At 47.6% G+C, this 16,685-nt stretch carries 15 protein-coding genes; 11 read left to right on the top strand and 4 right to left on the bottom strand.

Annotation, left to right across the window (positions count from 1 at the left end; all coding sequences use genetic code 11):
* Positions 1-96 precede the first annotated feature (96 nt).
* The 11 genes from OXB_RS13380 (at position 97) to OXB_RS13330 (ending at position 12,096) form a co-directional block, all read left to right on the top strand.
* On the top strand, positions 97-2,094 hold the full coding sequence (locus tag OXB_RS13380; RefSeq protein WP_041074966.1) for an acyltransferase family protein: 1,998 nt from the start codon (positions 97-99) through the stop codon (positions 2,092-2,094).
* Positions 2,095-2,796: 702 nt separating this feature from the next.
* Entirely contained in the window at positions 2,797-4,068 is a 1,272-nt protein-coding gene (locus OXB_RS13375) for a polysaccharide deacetylase family protein (RefSeq protein ID WP_041074965.1), read from the top strand.
* Positions 4,069-4,088: 20 nt separating this feature from the next.
* Positions 4,089-4,586, top strand: a complete 498-nt coding sequence (locus OXB_RS13370; RefSeq protein ID WP_041074963.1) for a sigma-70 family RNA polymerase sigma factor — start codon at positions 4,089-4,091, stop codon at positions 4,584-4,586.
* Positions 4,583-5,653: a S26 family signal peptidase gene (locus OXB_RS13365; protein WP_041074961.1), complete on the top strand. Its 1,071-nt coding sequence runs from the start codon at positions 4,583-4,585 to the stop codon at positions 5,651-5,653. The genes OXB_RS13370 and OXB_RS13365 overlap by 4 nt, the downstream gene beginning before the upstream one ends.
* A 75-nt stretch (positions 5,654-5,728) precedes the next feature.
* Positions 5,729-7,054 (top strand): leucine-rich repeat domain-containing protein, encoded by a 1,326-nt coding sequence (locus tag OXB_RS13360; protein WP_041074959.1) that lies wholly within the window; start codon positions 5,729-5,731, stop codon positions 7,052-7,054.
* A complete protein-coding gene (locus tag OXB_RS13355) occupies positions 6,957-7,439 on the top strand; it encodes a leucine-rich repeat domain-containing protein (RefSeq protein WP_158333715.1) in 483 nt (160 codons plus the stop codon). The genes OXB_RS13360 and OXB_RS13355 overlap by 98 nt, the downstream gene beginning before the upstream one ends.
* Positions 7,440-7,564: 125 nt before the next feature.
* A complete protein-coding gene (locus OXB_RS18040) occupies positions 7,565-8,944 on the top strand; it encodes an S-layer homology domain-containing protein (protein WP_052484037.1) in 1,380 nt (459 codons plus the stop codon).
* A 303-nt stretch (positions 8,945-9,247) separates the two neighbouring features.
* On the top strand, positions 9,248-10,033 hold the full coding sequence (locus tag OXB_RS13345; protein WP_052484036.1) for a conserved phage C-terminal domain-containing protein: 786 nt from the start codon (positions 9,248-9,250) through the stop codon (positions 10,031-10,033).
* Positions 10,030-11,307: a replicative DNA helicase gene (locus OXB_RS13340; RefSeq protein ID WP_052484035.1), complete on the top strand. Its 1,278-nt coding sequence runs from the start codon at positions 10,030-10,032 to the stop codon at positions 11,305-11,307. Before OXB_RS13345 ends, OXB_RS13340 begins: the two co-directional genes overlap by 4 nt.
* Entirely contained in the window at positions 11,304-11,765 is a 462-nt protein-coding gene (locus OXB_RS13335; protein WP_041074956.1) for a hypothetical protein, read from the top strand. The genes OXB_RS13340 and OXB_RS13335 overlap by 4 nt, the downstream gene beginning before the upstream one ends.
* A gap of 97 nt (positions 11,766-11,862) precedes the next feature.
* A complete protein-coding gene (locus tag OXB_RS13330) occupies positions 11,863-12,096 on the top strand; it encodes a hypothetical protein (protein ID WP_041074955.1) in 234 nt (77 codons plus the stop codon).
* Positions 12,097-12,145: 49 nt separating this feature from the next.
* Here OXB_RS13330 and qoxD read toward each other — a convergent pair whose 3' ends face one another.
* From qoxD to qoxA, 4 genes are all read right to left on the bottom strand, one after another.
* A complete protein-coding gene (gene qoxD, locus OXB_RS13325) occupies positions 12,146-12,427 on the bottom strand; it encodes a cytochrome aa3 quinol oxidase subunit IV (protein ID WP_041074954.1) in 282 nt (93 codons plus the stop codon).
* Between the two features lies 1 nt (position 12,428).
* Positions 12,429-13,025 (bottom strand): cytochrome aa3 quinol oxidase subunit III, encoded by a 597-nt coding sequence (gene qoxC, locus OXB_RS13320; RefSeq protein ID WP_041074953.1) that lies wholly within the window; start codon positions 13,023-13,025, stop codon positions 12,429-12,431.
* A complete protein-coding gene (gene qoxB, locus OXB_RS13315) occupies positions 13,012-14,970 on the bottom strand; it encodes a cytochrome aa3 quinol oxidase subunit I (RefSeq protein WP_041074951.1) in 1,959 nt (652 codons plus the stop codon). The genes qoxC and qoxB overlap by 14 nt, the downstream gene beginning before the upstream one ends.
* Positions 14,971-15,267: 297 nt before the next feature.
* The gene (gene qoxA, locus OXB_RS13310) at positions 15,268-16,179 is read right to left on the bottom strand and encodes a cytochrome aa3 quinol oxidase subunit II (RefSeq protein WP_041074949.1); all 912 of its coding nucleotides are present in this window, start codon (positions 16,177-16,179) and stop codon (positions 15,268-15,270) included.
* Between the last annotated feature and the right edge of the window lie 506 nt (positions 16,180-16,685).

The following is a 16,685-nucleotide window of genomic DNA, read 5'->3' as shown; positions in this document are numbered from 1 at the left end:
CTCCAAATATTTTATAAAATCATTGAAACTTTTCCCGAAAATCTACGTCTGTACGTTGCTTATTAGAAGAATGATGGCTGGGAGTGTAATAAAAAAATGAAAGATTTAAAGCGGACTCAAAAAAGATACCGCCCGGAGATTGAAGGGCTGCGCACGATTACGACGGTGTTAATCGTCATTTATCATATTTGGCTGGGGAGGGTATCCGGAGGGATTGATGTATTTTTTGTTCTTTCCGGCTATTTGATCACCATGTCTCTTTTATCGAGAATGGAGAGAGCGGGGAGAGTGCGGTTCGGGGAATATGTAGGGGGACTCGCAAAAAGGCTGTTCCCGCAAGCCTTATTGGTCATTATCGTGATTGGAATTCTGGCGTTGCTGTTTTTGCCTCAGTCGGAATGGAACCCGATCATTGCCCATATGGCCGCGTCCACGCTCTATTTTGAAAACTGGCGTTTGGCGTTTGATGCAGTGGATTATTTAGCGCGGGATCATGCGGTCAGTCCATTTCAACATTTTTGGTCATTGGGTGTACAAGGCCAATTTTATATTCTTTGGCCCATTTTAATCACTGCGGTGTATATTCTAGCCCGGAAAGTCTTGAAAACGCCAGTGCGCAAAACGTTTTTATCGGCATTGTTCGTCGTCTTCATCTGTTCAATCGGTTATTATTCTATGTATCAAACAAAAGTGAATCAGCCTTGGGCGTATTTTGATACGTTTGCGCGCATGTGGGAATTTAGCGTTGGCGGAATGCTGGCATTGGTTTTACCGTATGTATTTCTGAATAAATGGCTAAACACGGTGCTGGGGTGGCTCGGACTCTCGATCATTTGTTTAACCGGCTTCTTGCTTCCGGTCTCAACGGTGTTCCCCGGTTATTTGGCGCTTGTCCCGATCAGCGGGGCCTTATTGGTGTTAATCGCTTCTGAAAATAGTACGAAATTCGGTGTGGATCGATTGTTAAGCGTCAAGCCGCTGACGTTTTTAGGTGGTCTGACGTATGGGATTTATTTATGGCATTGGCCGCTTTTGATTTTCTATAAGGCAGTGACAGATGTAGAAACCGTTCCGTTCATTGAGGGGATTGTCATCATCTTGGCGACGGTTCTTTTATCGCTGCTCTCTACAAAATTACTGGAAGCACCAATTTTGAAGTTGGATAAAAAACAAATGAACGGCAAACTCGCAGCTGTCTTATGTGGGCTGTTGGTCGTGGCAGGAAGTTCCATACTAGCCATTACGACGTATATTGAAAAGGTGAAGGCCGATGCGCTGGTCACCGGTTATGACGAAAAAGATTACCCGGGAGCGAAGGCTGTCTATGAGAATAGCGAACCCCCCAAAGGGATCGCGCCCATTCCGGCAGCCATCGATATTCAGTCAGATCTTCCTTCCTTTTATGAGAATCCAAACTGCTTCGCAAAAAATGATGTCGATGTACAGAAGTGTTCATATGGGGTCGTTACGGATCCCGGCTATACAGTAGCGTTGGTCGGCGGATCGCATTCGGGACATTGGTTTCCGGCATTGGAAGTGTTGGCGGAAGACCTGAATTTCCGGATTGACGTCTACAATCATGATGGCTGCCGATTTACAAACGAAGACCCGGAGCGTCACTTAACCGAGGCTTGTTTACAGTGGAATGAGAATTTGATTGAGCATTTAAAAGAGGATTCGCCAGATTTGGTTTTCACCACGTCCACGTTGAATAAGCGGGAGATGATACCGGCTGGTTATATTAATCAATGGAAAGAACTAGAGGGGATCACAACGATATTCGCTGTACGGGATAATCCTCGGATGAAAAAGAATATCCCGAGCTGTCTAGAAAAGAATAACGACCCGATGCGATGCGCAATTCCAAGGGATCAGGGGGTCTCGAAGGAAGTGCCGTGGGAGAAGACCGAGGGCATTCCATCGAACGTAGTATTCGCAGACCTCACGGATTATTTCTGTGATCAAACAACTTGCCATCCAATCATCGGGAATATCATCGTGTATCGTGACAACAACCATATTACGGCAACGTATGCCAAAACATTAGCGCTTCCTTTAAAGGAACATTTGGAACAGGCGTTGGGGAGTTTATAACAAGAGCCTGTTTGTTGGAAGGAGCACCAGGTGCTAACACAATTTGAAACTGTGTTAGGGCTTGGTGTTTTTGTAAAACCGTAAGAAATTTAATAGGTGCATGCAGGAAGGGGAACGTATGTATGGTATAATGAAAGAGTAATAGAATAGGTGACTCAAGGGTGGTCGGCCATTTCCCGTGAAGGCAACCTAAGTGCGCCACGTCCTGTGGCAACGGTTGCATGACCTACATCCTGTAGGCCCGGAGGTGGTCGCATGTCAGTATCTGAAGCACTAATGCTTATGTTAACATTTGGAGTATTAAGGAAGGCAGTCTAAGAACGCGACATCCTGTCGCAACGACTGCATGACCCGCATCCTGCGGGCCTCAATACTGTCATTCCACAACAAAAAATAATCCATCCTTGAGTGTCGGCTCATAATGGATGGATTATTTTAATCCCAAGGCCGATCCCCCCTTGAAGGGAACCTGCTATTACAGACCGCCTAATGTTAGCGCATTGGGCGGTCCTTTTTAGTTTACTCTTAGGCAACAAGAATATTCCTGTCTGTTACCTATAGTATACAAGAGTTTTTTATTCATTACAATCAAAGCATATTTTCATTTGCCACGCCCCCCCCAAAACTTTTTCAAAAACCTTTGAAACTTTTCCTGAAAATCTCCGTCTGTACGTTGATTACTTGGCGGTGGGGGAAAATTAGATGAAAAAAATGTACAGTAATGCACTGTTGCTGGTGTGCTTGAGTGTATTGATGCTGTGGATTGGGACAAAATGGAATGTGGTGGAGTCGGCGTTTTTTAAGGGATTGGGGGGCGCGTCTGCGGAGGAGGAACCGTTTGTCGCGGAGCGGGAGTTTGAGCGGGTGTTGACGCTGCAGGAGCGCCGGCCGATTTATATGAGGGGGGACGTCCTTACACAGATCGGTGAGTTGGAGGCGGGGCAGCCGGTTGCGGTCGTGGGTGAGGATGAAGTGTATTATGAGCTGCGCTTGGGGAATATGACCGCGTTTGTCCGCAAAGGGCAGGAGGTGATCGAGAAAAAGAAGCTTTTGACGGTTGTACATACGGAGCGGTTTGCTGCTGTCCATACGCTGCATAAGACCGCGGTGTATGAGGACGCCGACTTGCAGAGCGCCGTTTTCCTGCAGCTGGAGGAAGGCTATCGCTATCCGGTTGTGCGGGAGGAAGCGGATTGGTATATCATAACCGTAGGAGAGCGGCCGGGTTACATTGAGAAGCAGTCCGTTGTGTTGGACAAAGGGCTGCCGGTGCTGGTCTACCATCATATTTTACCGCGCGATTTGATGAAAACGACGGTCAGCACGATTTCGTTGGAGGCGTTTGAGGAACAGATGGCGTATTTGGCGGATCAACAATTCGAGACGCTGTCGGCTCATGAGCTCTATGATTATTTGGAAGGGCGGCTTGTCGTACCGGACAAAGCGGTGCTTATCACATTCGATGACGGTTTATTATCTGCGAAGGAATATGCGTATCCGATTTTGAAGCAATATGGGTTCAGTGCGCTGCAGCATATCATTTCCTCGCGATCGGATCGGGCACAGGGAACGCAACTTTTTGATGGGGAAGGACCTTTGCAGTTTATGACTGCTGTCGATTTGATTGAGCTGGCGGATGTGTTTCAATTCGAAGCACATACAAATGACCTGCATTCCCTTCTGAATGGGGTTGGGGTTGCCTTGAATAGTTCGCAAGAAGAGATCGTTGCGGATTTGCGGCGGAATTTGGCGCAAGTGCCGGCAGCCGTTTCTCTTGCCTATCCATATGGGCAATACAATGAACAATTGGTCGCAGCGGCGAAAGAGGCCGGGCTGTTGATCGGCTTTACGACAGTCGAAGGGTATGCCAATCGGAAAGCTTCCAATTATGAAGTGAGCCGGTTCGGGATGACAGAGAACAAGTCGTTTGAGCAATTCGTTGCCTATGTGGATGGGGACATGACGTGGCCGTAGAAAAGGGTGGTTTTTGGTAAATGAAAGAGATGGATCGGATAATGGATGAGCATTCGCGCTATTTGGTGCGCATCGCTTATTTATACGTGAAAAATTGGTCGACCGCCGAGGACGTTGTACAGGAAGTGTTCATTACCTATTTCCAAAAGAGCGACCAGTTTCGCAATGAGGCGTCATTGAAGACGTATTTAACGAAAATGACAGCCAATCGGGCAAAGGATTATTTGCGCTCGTGGAAGCATAAAAAGGATGTGCTGTTTGATACGATTTTCGCCTCGACGAAAGGCACAGAGGAAATTATGCTGGAACAAGAACGGCTGGCCTCACTGGAAAAAAACCTTTTCCAGCTTCCGTTAAAATATCGTGAACCTTTAATCTTATTTTATTACGATGAGCAATCGATAGCGGACATCGCAAATTATTTGAATCTGAATGAAAATACCGTGAAAACACGGCTGCGCAGGGCCAAGCAGCAACTGAAGGGATTTTTTGAAGAAGAGGAGGTAGTGGACCATTGAATGATTTCAAACAGAGGCTCGACGACATGATGGGCGATACGTCGGAGCAGGAAAGACGGATCAAGCAGCGGGTGCATGAAAATTTACGGCCACCGGCTAAAAAGTTCTCCTGGCAAGTGCTGTTTGCCGCGGTGGCAGCACCCGCATTGTCGCTGTTCCTTATTTTCACACTGGACTCTTCCGATCTGCTTTCTTCCGATCAAGGACCGGGTGTTCCGTATGATCCGCTGGATGATTTGGCACAGATTTCAGCACTGCAAAAAAAGCAGTTGCTGTCAGTGGTGGAGCATGAAGAGTTTGCGAAGTTGCCGCATTTCGATCATGTGGACGGTCTGCATTATGTCGATAAAGAGCCGTTTTCCTTGGAGGGGAGTTCTGATGCGTTCCATACCGTCATCGAGCGCAAAGCGAATCTTTTCGACGAGGTAGTATATGAAGCAGGCGATATTGTCCGCACGATGACCAATACGACTAGCCATTTACCGACCTATGTGGATGTCTATTACGAGGTCATTGCGGTTCCGGGGGATCGGGTCGTGTTGAAAAACGGCCAGCTGAAGATCAACGGCAAACCGTTGCAATCGGAGCTTATGGAGCGTTATGAAGAACGGGGGATCACGATTGCAGGGGGCTACGAACAGGTGTTGAATGCGCGGGAATACTTTCTATTGAACCATTTCCCGGCAAGTGGAACGGTGCAGGGGGCTACCATTACGCCGGTACACAAAATCTTTGGCCAAGTGGTCGGCGTCGCAACGGAGGAACGTTCCGAGTCGATTTATCTGGATTATTTATCCGGAGAGCTGACGGGCGACTATACACCAGAGCAATATTTCGATCTGTATTTGTATGACAATCTAGTAGGTTTCAATACGTTGCCGCAAACACCGGCGTTTGCTGAAATAAACCGGTTAGGGGAGCTGTTTTTGGAAGCCGCCTATCGGAAAACGGTTGCCGTTTCGGAAAATGAAGTGGAAATCCGCTATCAATATGGCCGGGAAGGCGTCGCGGAGCATGTGTTTCATATGAAGCGGGATGCGGACTCCGGACGTTGGGTCGTTGATTAAGCAGGGAGACGCCATTCAGCCAGGCGTCTCTAAAAAGCGGGCCGTCAGTGTCGGCAAACAGGAGGGGATCGAACAATGAAAAAACTAGTATTTTATCTCATGATGGTCATGCTGGCGAGTGCAGTCTTCCATCATCCGGCGCAGGCGGCAGAAGAAAAAACGTACGGTGATGTGAAGTACAAAGTCGTCACGGCAAAAAACGGCAAGCAGGAAATCCATATTACAGGATTAAGCAGCTATCAAAATAACATCGTCATCCCAAGTAAGATAGAAGGGCTCCCTGTCGTCGAAATTGTCGACAGAGCTTTTACTTTCGACCGTTCGGATTATGCGTCTGACGGAACCTATGATCCGATGGACAGCGAAGAATATCGAAAAACGTTCATCAAAAGCGTGCAATTGCCGGACACGCTGAAACGCATCGGGGACGAAGCATTGGCTGGGCATTCTCTGACAAAAATCGCCCTGCCCGCCAGTCTCGAGGAAATCGGCCGATCTGCTTTTGCGAGAAACGGATTAACTGCACTTACAATTCCTGCGTCTGTGAAAAAAATGGATGGGAATATCGTAGAAGCCAACCCGATTAAAACGGTTAAACTGCCGAAGCAGTTTGAAACTGTGAAGAGCAAAAAACATGGGGAATTTCTGTATACGGTTTTTGAACAGAAGGGGAAGAAAGAAATCCGCATCACAGGCCATACGATCAAAAAAAATAGAGCAAAACTTGTCATTCCCGCAAAAATCAATAATCTACCAGTGACTGAAATCGGAGACTATGCTTTTTCGGAAGGAAATAGTTTACTTGGCATCATCGAAAATTACGATTTTCCGCATATCAAGGAAATCGTACTGCCTCCTTCAATCCGGAAAATTGGAAACGACGCCTTTTCAACCATTTACTATCAAAGCAACAGACCGCTTCAGCTGCCGAAAGATTTGGAGGTGATCGGCAACTATGCGTATAAAGGTAATGGAAGCAAGAACGGCGGGAAGGAATTGAAATTCCCGGCGAAAATCAGAGTCATTGGCAAAGAAGCGTTCATGTACAATCAACTGCAATCCGTCACCATCCCTTCAACGGTAAGGGAACTAGGGAAAGGCGCTTTCGCAGGGAATCAATTAAAAAAAGTGACAATCGGTAACGGACTGACAGAGATTCCTGCCAATGCGTTTCGGACGAATGCGATTACAAACTTGACCCTCCCCAAACAAGTGAAGACAATCGGGGACCGAGTATTTGAAACAAACAAGCTGCCAAGAATCGTCTTGCCGGCCAGCGTCGAAACCGTAGAGGATTTTGCATTTGCGGACATTGACAGAAGCGAGCTTGCCGAAACAACTGCAATCGATAGGCAAATACGCATTTGCGGGCAATCGACTCCGGACGTTCACATTTCCTGACCGGATCAAAGTCGTTAGTGAAAACGTACTGTCCCACAATCAATTGACAGCTGTCATTTTGCCAGACGGCATTCAGACAATCGGCGATGGCGCATTTTTTTCAAATGAATTAACTGCATTTACCATCCCGCCGAACGTCAAAGTGTTCCCGTATAACATCATTGAAGCGAATCCGATAAAGGTCATCACAGTGAAAGGTCCCTCGACGCGGTTCATAAAAGACCTCCATCTCGTTTGGGGTGAATATGGAGAAGTCGGCACAAATATACCGCAACTGTTCACAGATCGTAGTATGACACAGGAATGGGCTGGTTGGGAGCAAGCTTCCGCACCGGCTACGCTGTACGTCAAATACAATCCGGATGCCTATGTGTTTCCGGAATGATTTTATGGAAAGCAACCAGGTTGGCAGCAAACCGGAAGAAAAACCGTCAACCAACCGTTATCTATAGGGGTGCACTAACCTGGTTGTCATAAAATAAGCGCCACATTCAAGGAGGTTTTATCATCTTGGAAGGCAAAATAACTGCAGTACTCATGGCGCTGTTGTTCCTATTCGCAGCCCTCCCATTCCAAGCACAGGCGGCCACCCCATTTTCGGATGTGGATCAGCACTGGGCGAAAAATGAAATCATGTATTTATCCGACCGCAAGATCATCGGCGGCTATCCGGACGGCACATTCAAGCCGAATGAGCCGATCACCCGGGCGCAAGCTTCCGCCATGCTCATCAAGGCTTTGAACATTCCGCTTACGGAAAATACGTCCGTCCAGTTCAAGGATGTGGCGAAAAATTCACCGTACTACCAGATCTTCGCGACGGTGAATGAAAGAGAAGTCCTCCGCGGCGACGACGGCTATATGCGCCCCGGCGAAAAAACTTCACGGGCGCAAATGGCCGCGATTTTGCGCCGTGCGTTCGACTTGCCGCTCGACAAGCAAGCGACTTTCATTGACGTCACGCCGGCTCACTGGGCATATCAGGACATCAATGGAATCGCGAAACAGCGCATCGCGGGTGGATCGGATGGCAAATATATGCCGTCGAATTCCGTCACACGTGCCCAGTTCTCCGCATTCCTTGTCCGCGCACTGGACGATAAGATGAAACTGGGCAAATATCATTCGTATGTGAGCACGAAAGGGAAGACGGTGGAACAAGAGGGTTTCATCTATTTCACAGAACGGGATACAGAACACCGCTACTCGGTCATGAAGGAAAACAAGGAAACCGGCAAACGGGAAGTGTTGCTGCGAGATGTAGAGGTGCCGCGAAGTGATTGGGATTATGATCCCCGCTTCCTGCATGACAATACGCGGCTCGTCCTGTACAACGATGAGCTGTACATCCCGTACTGGAGCGGCGCATTTGCCGAAGCGGATGAAGTGCCGTATGCTTTTGATGTGATGAAGATCAAGACGGATGGACAGGAATTGGTGAAAATAATGGAGCCGAGCGGAAGGGTGATGCTCCGCAATCTGTTCATTTGGAATGATCGGATCTATTTCACTGATACGGATGGTTGGAGTCCGCGGGCAGTCAGTCCGGATGAATTTGAGGACGGTACACTTGTACTCTACTCCACACCGCTGGGCGGCCTCGGCAATAAGCGGAAAGAACTGGTCTTTGATGCACGCGTGACATTTGATCATTATGATGAAAAACTAAACCAACCAAACCTGAATCGGGAAGCGGGCGGAGAAAACCTCTCCGTGCTGTACGACCACTCCACGATCTATTATTTCAATAAAAAAGGCGTCTTCAAATACAACCTGCTCGATAAAAAGACGAGCAAACTCTCCACCATCCTTGGCAAGCGCATGGAAGTGACCGAGACGCAGCTGATCGTCACAGATGTAAAAGGGAAGAAACATTCATTGAAGAAATGACTAGAACGGCATGCCTTTGTTAACGGGCGTGCCGTTTTTATTTGATGTCACAGGTTTACATAATTATATTATGAAGAAGAGTGAAAGAAATCGATATTATGAATTCATAAAAAATTGGCAGCGTCCATGCGGCGTTTGCCATTCTTTTTTTATTCTACCATTTTAAGAATAAACATGAATCTTTAAACGAAATTCAAAACCTCTTGCGCAGTCAACTCCGAATTTATTTCCCCAGCTTGTATCCCTTTCCCGAATGGGTCCCTATGTACTAAGTGAAAGAAACTATCTATCGGAGGGATCCTTATGAATCTATTGATCAACGAATCACCACTGTTCGTCCAGCCGTCATTGGCGAAAGAAATGGGCCTGAACGAGGCGCTGGTCTTACAGCAACTGTATTTCCGTTCGCTCATCGCGTCGAAGCAAAAAGACGGTTTTTCATGGGTTTACAAGACGTACGAGGAATGGCAGGAGGAGTTTCCGTTCTGGTCGGTCGACACGATCAAGCGGACCATCCGCAGGCTGGAAAAGAAGGGGTATGTCATCTCGACTTCCGCCTTCAACAAGATGAAAACGGACAAGACGAAATGGTACCGGATCGACTATCCAAATTGCTCCCTTCCATCGGTGCAACCTGTCCCTTCGAACAAGGCAAAACGACCCGCTGGAGAGGAGCAGCTTGCCCCATGCGAAGAGGGCAACTTGTCCCTACCAATAACCAAAGAACTTAAAAGAGATTTAAATAAAGAATATGTCGGGACACGTCCCGACGTCGTCTTCGAAGTGATCGATTACTTGAATGCAAAGACCGGGAAGGAATTCCGAGCGAAGTCGAAATCAACCCGACGGATGCTCAACGCCAGATTGTCGGAAGGGTATTCGCTGGAGGACTTCAAGGCGGTGATTGACGTGAAAGTGGGACACTGGGGGAACGATCCGCATATGCGCAACTATTTACGGCCGTCCACGTTGTTCGCACCAACCAACTTCGAAAATTATCTGAACGAAGTACCTGTTGGGAAGTCGCCAATGGCGACCGTCGTGCATCAATCGCCCGTCCTTGATTTCGGGAAGGGGGAATCCCGATGAATGGACTGCAACTTGCGGAAAAGAGCTTGCTTGGCACAATGCTGACGGAAAATTATTTGATTGGCGACAGCGGTTTGCGAGAAACATTTTTCATAAATGCAGCACATCAACGGATTTTCAGCTGTATGCAGCGGCTCGCAGCGGACGACAGGGCTGTCGACTATATCACCATTCTGACGATGACTGATCCGCTCGAGCTCGGCGGCGCGAACTATGTGGCCAATCTGCAGAACTTTGCCAACCCGGCGCAGTTTGACGAATACAAGGAAATCGTCATCGGGGAATGGAAAGCGCGGGAAAAGCGGCGGTTGCTGCAACTGGCGCAAGTGGAGGATTGGCAGATCGAACATATCCAGAAAGCGTTCGATGATTTGGAGGCCGAACATATGCCGCAAGAAGACGCCTCCATCAAAAACGACCTCATCGACCTGTTCGAGCTTCCGTTCCAGCCGTTGGACGATGAGGCAGGCATCACGACCGGTTTGCGGGATCTCGACAAGCTGCTGAACGGTTTCCAGGACAACGAATTGACGATCATCGGAGCACGGCCTTCGATGGGGAAGACGGATATGCTGAATCACTTGGCGCTCCATGCCGGGCTGGCGGGGCATTTGCCGATCATCTTTTCGCTCGAAATGAGCCGCAAGTCGATGGTCACGCGACTGATCGCGTCCGCTGGCGGCTACAACCGGTTGCGGATGCGCAATCCCCATCGCCATTTCGATGACCGGCAAAAAGCGGGCTGGACAAAAACGATCGGTTTTCTCGGCGAGGCTGACATCCATATCGACGATCGCAGCGGGTTGACAGTCGGGCAGATCAAGGCGAAAGCCCGGCACATCATCAAAACGAATCCGGATAAAAAGCCCATTCTCTATATCGATTATTTGCAGTTGATCCGGCCCGATAATATGCGGGGCGACCAAACCGAGAAAATCGGGCAAATCAGCTACGACTTGAAAAACATGGCGAAGGAATTCGGCTGTCCCGTCGTCTGCCTGTCGCAATTGAGCCGGGGGGTGGAAGGCCGTCTGAACAAGCGTCCGCTCATGAGCGACCTCCGCGATTCCGGAAATATCGAGCAGGACGCGGACGTCATCTGCTTTCTCTACCGCGATGATTACTACAACAAAGAGGGTGATAATGGCAACCTGCTCGAAATCATCGTAGCCAAGCATCGGAACGGGCCGACCGGTACGGCGACGGTCGCTTATGTCAAGGAAACCGGAAAGCTGTTCGACATCAACTGGAGCGAAAGGAAGGGATCGGCATGACGGTAACGGTGAGGGAAGTCTTCGATCTCGCGATGGAAACGGACATGATCCGGCTGGCTCATAGCATTTACTGGGCGTTCAGGGAACGATTGGTGGAGCTGCAGGATGATAGCGAAATGCTTCTAGGGATCGATTACGATGACCCAACGATTGACAGGATGACGGAACGGAATGCGCTCGGCATCGGACGCATCCAGCTGTTCGTTCTCGAGACAGCAAGCGTTGGGTGGTATTCCTTCATCCTCGCCGAAAATTCCTTCGAGGCCTTCCATCTGCACATGGACCTCTTCAATGAGGAACCAAAGAACGTCACGAAGGCAGGACGGCTGATGATTCCCGAGATGCTGTTGGCGGATACCGGGGAAGAGGTGAGCCTGTATGAATACCGGAAAAGTGTTAAGGCATTCCCGGCGTATGTCGGCCATGCGAAAGCGAGGCAGCGGGTGTTATACCGGTAGAGGGCGATGTTTAGCAACAAAATATTAAAAATAAAGCAAAAATTAAGTTTGACAAAATTGTGAACAAGGGAAATAATAGAGGAAAGGGGTGTTGGGTATGGAAGCTAAACTACAAATGTTGAACGCTGTTAAAGTTGTCGGCATCACAGTGCTTGCCATCGGAATCTCCATCTTCTTGTATGGATTCTTTGTAAGCGATTACAGTTCAATCACAGGTATTGGAATCGGAACAGTGATGGGAGCGATTTTCATCTTCCTGATGGGAGTATTTTTCGTCGCGACGGAAGAAATGCATGAGAAAGTGAACGAAAACCTAAGAAGCCTCCAATAAAAAGAGGAAAGGGGCACCATGATCGGCGCTCCTTTCCTTTGTTGTTTAATTACATATCCCAAATCAAGATTAGCAACGTACCGAAAATCGTGACGAGGGCAATGGCGATGCCGTAATAAATGTTCAAGTAAATCGGCACTTTATCCTCCGACTCCCCGACGTGCATGAAGCCGACGAGTTGAACGGCTGCCTGCACTAATGCCGTGGCTAACAGGATGGTCAATCCTACCGCAAATGACATATCCAAGAAATAGACCGACAACGCAGCTAATGTCAGAACGAGCGAGAAGACAAAGCCCATGACGAGTTTACGCGGGAATAATTCGCTCATATTACATCATTCCTTTCAAGTAGATGAAGCTGAAGATGAAGATCCAGACAACATCCAAGAAATGCCAGTAAAGTGAGAAGATGAATGATTTATTGGCCGTTGCGGGCGTCAATCCACGCTTTTTCACTTGCATGATAATGAACAATCCCCAGAACAGACCGACAGTAACGTGAGCCCCATGCGTCCCTAATGTGGTCAGCAAAATGGCGGTAAAGGCACTCACTTGAAGTCCTGCCCCCACATGAGCATAGTGCATGAATTCATAGATTTCCACACCGAGGAATGCTAAACCGAGAAGCAATGTGATGGAGAAAAATGTCAGCATCGCATTTTTTCTGCCGATCCGCATGGCATGCACGCCAAGACCGATCGTAAAACTACTGGTTAACAACAGGAACGTTTCGATGAGCACGGGAGCAATTTCAAATATCTCCGCTCCAGCCGGTCCATTTCCTGTCCGGTGCTCCAACGTGAAATAGGTTGCAAAAAGTGTTGCAAAGAGCATGACTTCGGCACCTATGAAAACCCAGAATCCAAAGATATTCATCTTATTCTGTTGCGTACTATATTCCAGGGGAAGCGAGTTATCGAGTTTCATTTGCTAACACCTCGCTATCTTTTTCTATTGCTTTGATTTCTTCGACGGAAATATAATGACCGTCGTCTTTTTCGAATGAACGATAAGCCATGCAAGCAAAGATGGCAAGCGTCGTAATAATGGCTGGGATCCACATGCCAAACACGAAGGAGAAGCCCCAGACGAAGAAGATGCAGCTCATGATGAACGGCATGCCGCTATTATTCGGCATATGAATCTTCTCGATTTCGCCTGTAAATAAAGGCAGCCCTTTTTTCTTGTGATCCCAGAAAGCCTCACTGGAATCCACATGTGGTGTCTGCGCAAAGTTATACGATTGAACCGGTGTTTGTGTCGCCCATTCAAGCGTACGTGCATTCCATGGATCTGAACCGATATTCCGGGAAGCATGGCGTGTACTGTAATAGACGTTGTAGACGATTAACGCAAAGCCGATCGCGAGGCCGATCGCTCCCACGAAGGAAAGCATATTCAACGCTCCAAACCCGGACGCTTCAGAGTAGGTGTACATCCGGCGCGCTTGCCCATCCAATCCAGTGAAGAACATCGGGAAGAAGGTGACGTTAAATCCGATCGCGATAAACCAGAATGCCCATTTCCCGATTCTTTCACTGAGCATGAAGCCGAACATTTTCGGCCACCAATACGTAAGTCCTGCCAGCATCGCAAACACGACTCCCGGGATGATCGTATAGTGGAAATGCGCTACCAGGAACATCGTATTATGGTACTGGTAATCGGCACTGGCCATACCAAGCATGACCCCGGTCACCCCGCCGATTGTGAAAATCGGAATGAAACCCACTGCATAGAGCATCGGAACCGTAAATTCGATTTTCCCTTTCCGCATTGTCAACAACCAGTTGAAGATTTTAATGCCGGTTGGAATGGCGATGGCCATCGTCGTAATCGAGAAAATACTATTCGTCAGCGGCCCTTGCCCCATTGTAAAGAAATGGTGCGTCCAAACTAAGAACGATAGGAACGAAATGATCACAATCGAACCGACCATCGATTTATACCCGTACAAGTTCCGGCGGGAGAAGGTGGAGACTACCTCACTGTAAATCCCGAAGGCCGGCAAGATGAGGATATAGACTTCCGGATGTCCCCAAACCCAGAACAGGTTCGCCCAAAGCATATCCATTCCGCCGTTGGTCATCGTAAAAAAGTTGGTTCCGAATAGCCGGTCCATCGTTCCGAGCAGCAACGCAATCGTCAGTACCGGGAAAGCGAACACCACAATGGCATTCGTAATTAAAGCCGTCCACGTGAACATCGGCATTTTCATCAATGTCATGCCAGGTGCTCTCATCTTGAAAATCGTCGTACAGAAGTTAATACCGGAGATTAACGTACCGATACCGGCAATCTGAATCGACAACATATAGTAATTCGTTCCGACCGATTGGCTAAAGTCATTCCCGGCAAGCGGGAAGTACGAAGTCCAACCTGCGTCAGGAGAACCACCGATGACGAATGAAATATTGAACAACATCGCACCCATGAAAAACAGCCAAAAACTAAGTGCATTCAACCGAGGGAACGCTACATCGCGCGCCCCGATCTGCAAGGGTACAACGAAGTTCATCAACGCGTAAATAAATGGCATCGCCATGAAGATGATCATGACAACCCCGTGCGTCGTGAATACTTCATTATAATGCTGGGCATCCAGCAGCGTATTTTCAGGAACAGCCGTCTGTGCACGCATCATCAACGCATCCACTCCACCGCGGAATAGCATCAGCAATGCGGCAACGAGGTACATGATACCGATCCGTTTATGGTCAACCGTTGTCAACCATTCGCGCCATAAATAACCCCATTTTTTAAAATAAGTCAGGCCTATGATAATCGCCAACAATGTAATCACGATGGCAACCATGGATGCGTAGATCGCAGGACTCGGATGTGGTATGGCAAATCGATCAAAGTAATCCATACATGTTGTACTCCTTTCGGAAATTTACTTCGTGAGAGATTTAATTCAATAAGAGGAAACTATATACGTTGAAATAAGTAACTTCTTCTAACTGTTGATTTCCGTTCCGAGCGGACGCTTTCCGCGGGGCGCGGGCGAGCCAATCGAACTGCGAAGGGTTCGATTGGCTGCCAAACGCTACGCTTTTTGGCACAAAGGCCGTTCTTCGTGACGGCCTTCGCTGGAGTCGCCGCTCTGCACTCCAATCAACTAAGTGAATAGGTAAAATAATAAATTCAACCTAAATAGTAAATTTTATTAATGATCCGAATGTTCCATTTCAACATCGCCATGCGCGTCATCGGAATCATGTTCATCCTCGTGGGATTGACTGGATCCATGATTATGTCCTTCAGGCGGCGGCAAAAACTTCAGGTGGGTTCCACTGAACGTTAATTGCCCCAGATGGCCCGGTGTTAGCAATTCATCAAATTTCTCTTCCGTTAGAGGCTCGGCAGTCGTTTTCACTTCTTCCACCCACTCCTCAAACTCCGCTTCGGGCATGGCTGTCACGTTGAACATATTCTCTGCAAAGCCTTTCCCGCTGAAGTTTGAGTTTCTTCCCATGTATTCACCAGGAACTTCAGCTACCAAATGTAATGTGGTGATCATATCCGACATCGCATATTTTTGTCCGCCCAGTTGCGGAATCCAGAAGCCTGTGATCGGGCCGTAGGAGTAGAGTCTAAATTCCAATGCACGATCCGTTGGGATATACAAATAGTTCACCGTTTCGATTCCTTCTTCCGGATAACTGAAATGCCATTTCCAGTCAGAGGAAGAAGCGTAGATGACCAATGGTTTCTGATCTTCATATCCTTTAGGCGTCGCCTCAACTTCATACGTCGATTTGACTGTGATGATGGAAAGGAAAATGATAATGATGACCGGTATCCCGACGATTATCGATTCAACAATCGGATTCCCTTCGATATGCGGAGGTTCATAATCCGGGTCCTGTTTCGAAGCACGATATTTTACAAGGACGTTCACCAATAAGATGAACACAGCAATGACAACAATCGCCATCGTTGCAATTGAAATCCAAATCACATTGGATATCGTTTCAGCTTGGGGTCCTTTCGGATCCAGTACCATTACCGGTTCACAACCCGCTAACACTGCGAGAATACCAATAACCAAACTTAGCAAAGCCCATTTCTTTTTCATGGGGGTGCCCCTTTCTATTGTTCTATAGGCTATAGAAACAGCATGTGAAATGACAAAGTTCAGCAGCTCCGTGAACTTTCGCTTTATCTTAATATAATAAATTACGAAAAACAATTTCCTACGTCTCACTTCACATAAACTTCACGTAAAATTAGAGAAAAACCGCCATAAACCTTTCAATAAACAGAAATAAAACTGACACATTCTGTGCACAAAAAATACATATTTTTGATAAAAAAATAACAATATCCCTTATTTCTCCTCAATTGTATCTTCTGGTAAACAGGCAAAGGATTGTATACTTCCTCAGGGATATTAGTTACATAGTTTTCATCAAGGTATCGAAGCTGTGCCATGTACAGATCGAGGACGCACGAATCCCGAAGGAAAATGGAGTAGCCTTGGGATTTCATTTTTCCGGCCAACGCGAACAGATACTTCTCCGTTTCTAAATAAAGGGCCAACGCCAATAGGACGAAATGTGAAAATGAGTAATGGAAAGGAAT

Source organism: Bacillus sp. OxB-1, assembly GCF_000829195.1.
Lineage (GTDB): Bacteria > Bacillota > Bacilli > Bacillales_A > Planococcaceae > Sporosarcina.
Note: the sequence above shows the minus strand (reverse complement) of the source record. Positions and strands in the feature narration are given on the sequence as shown.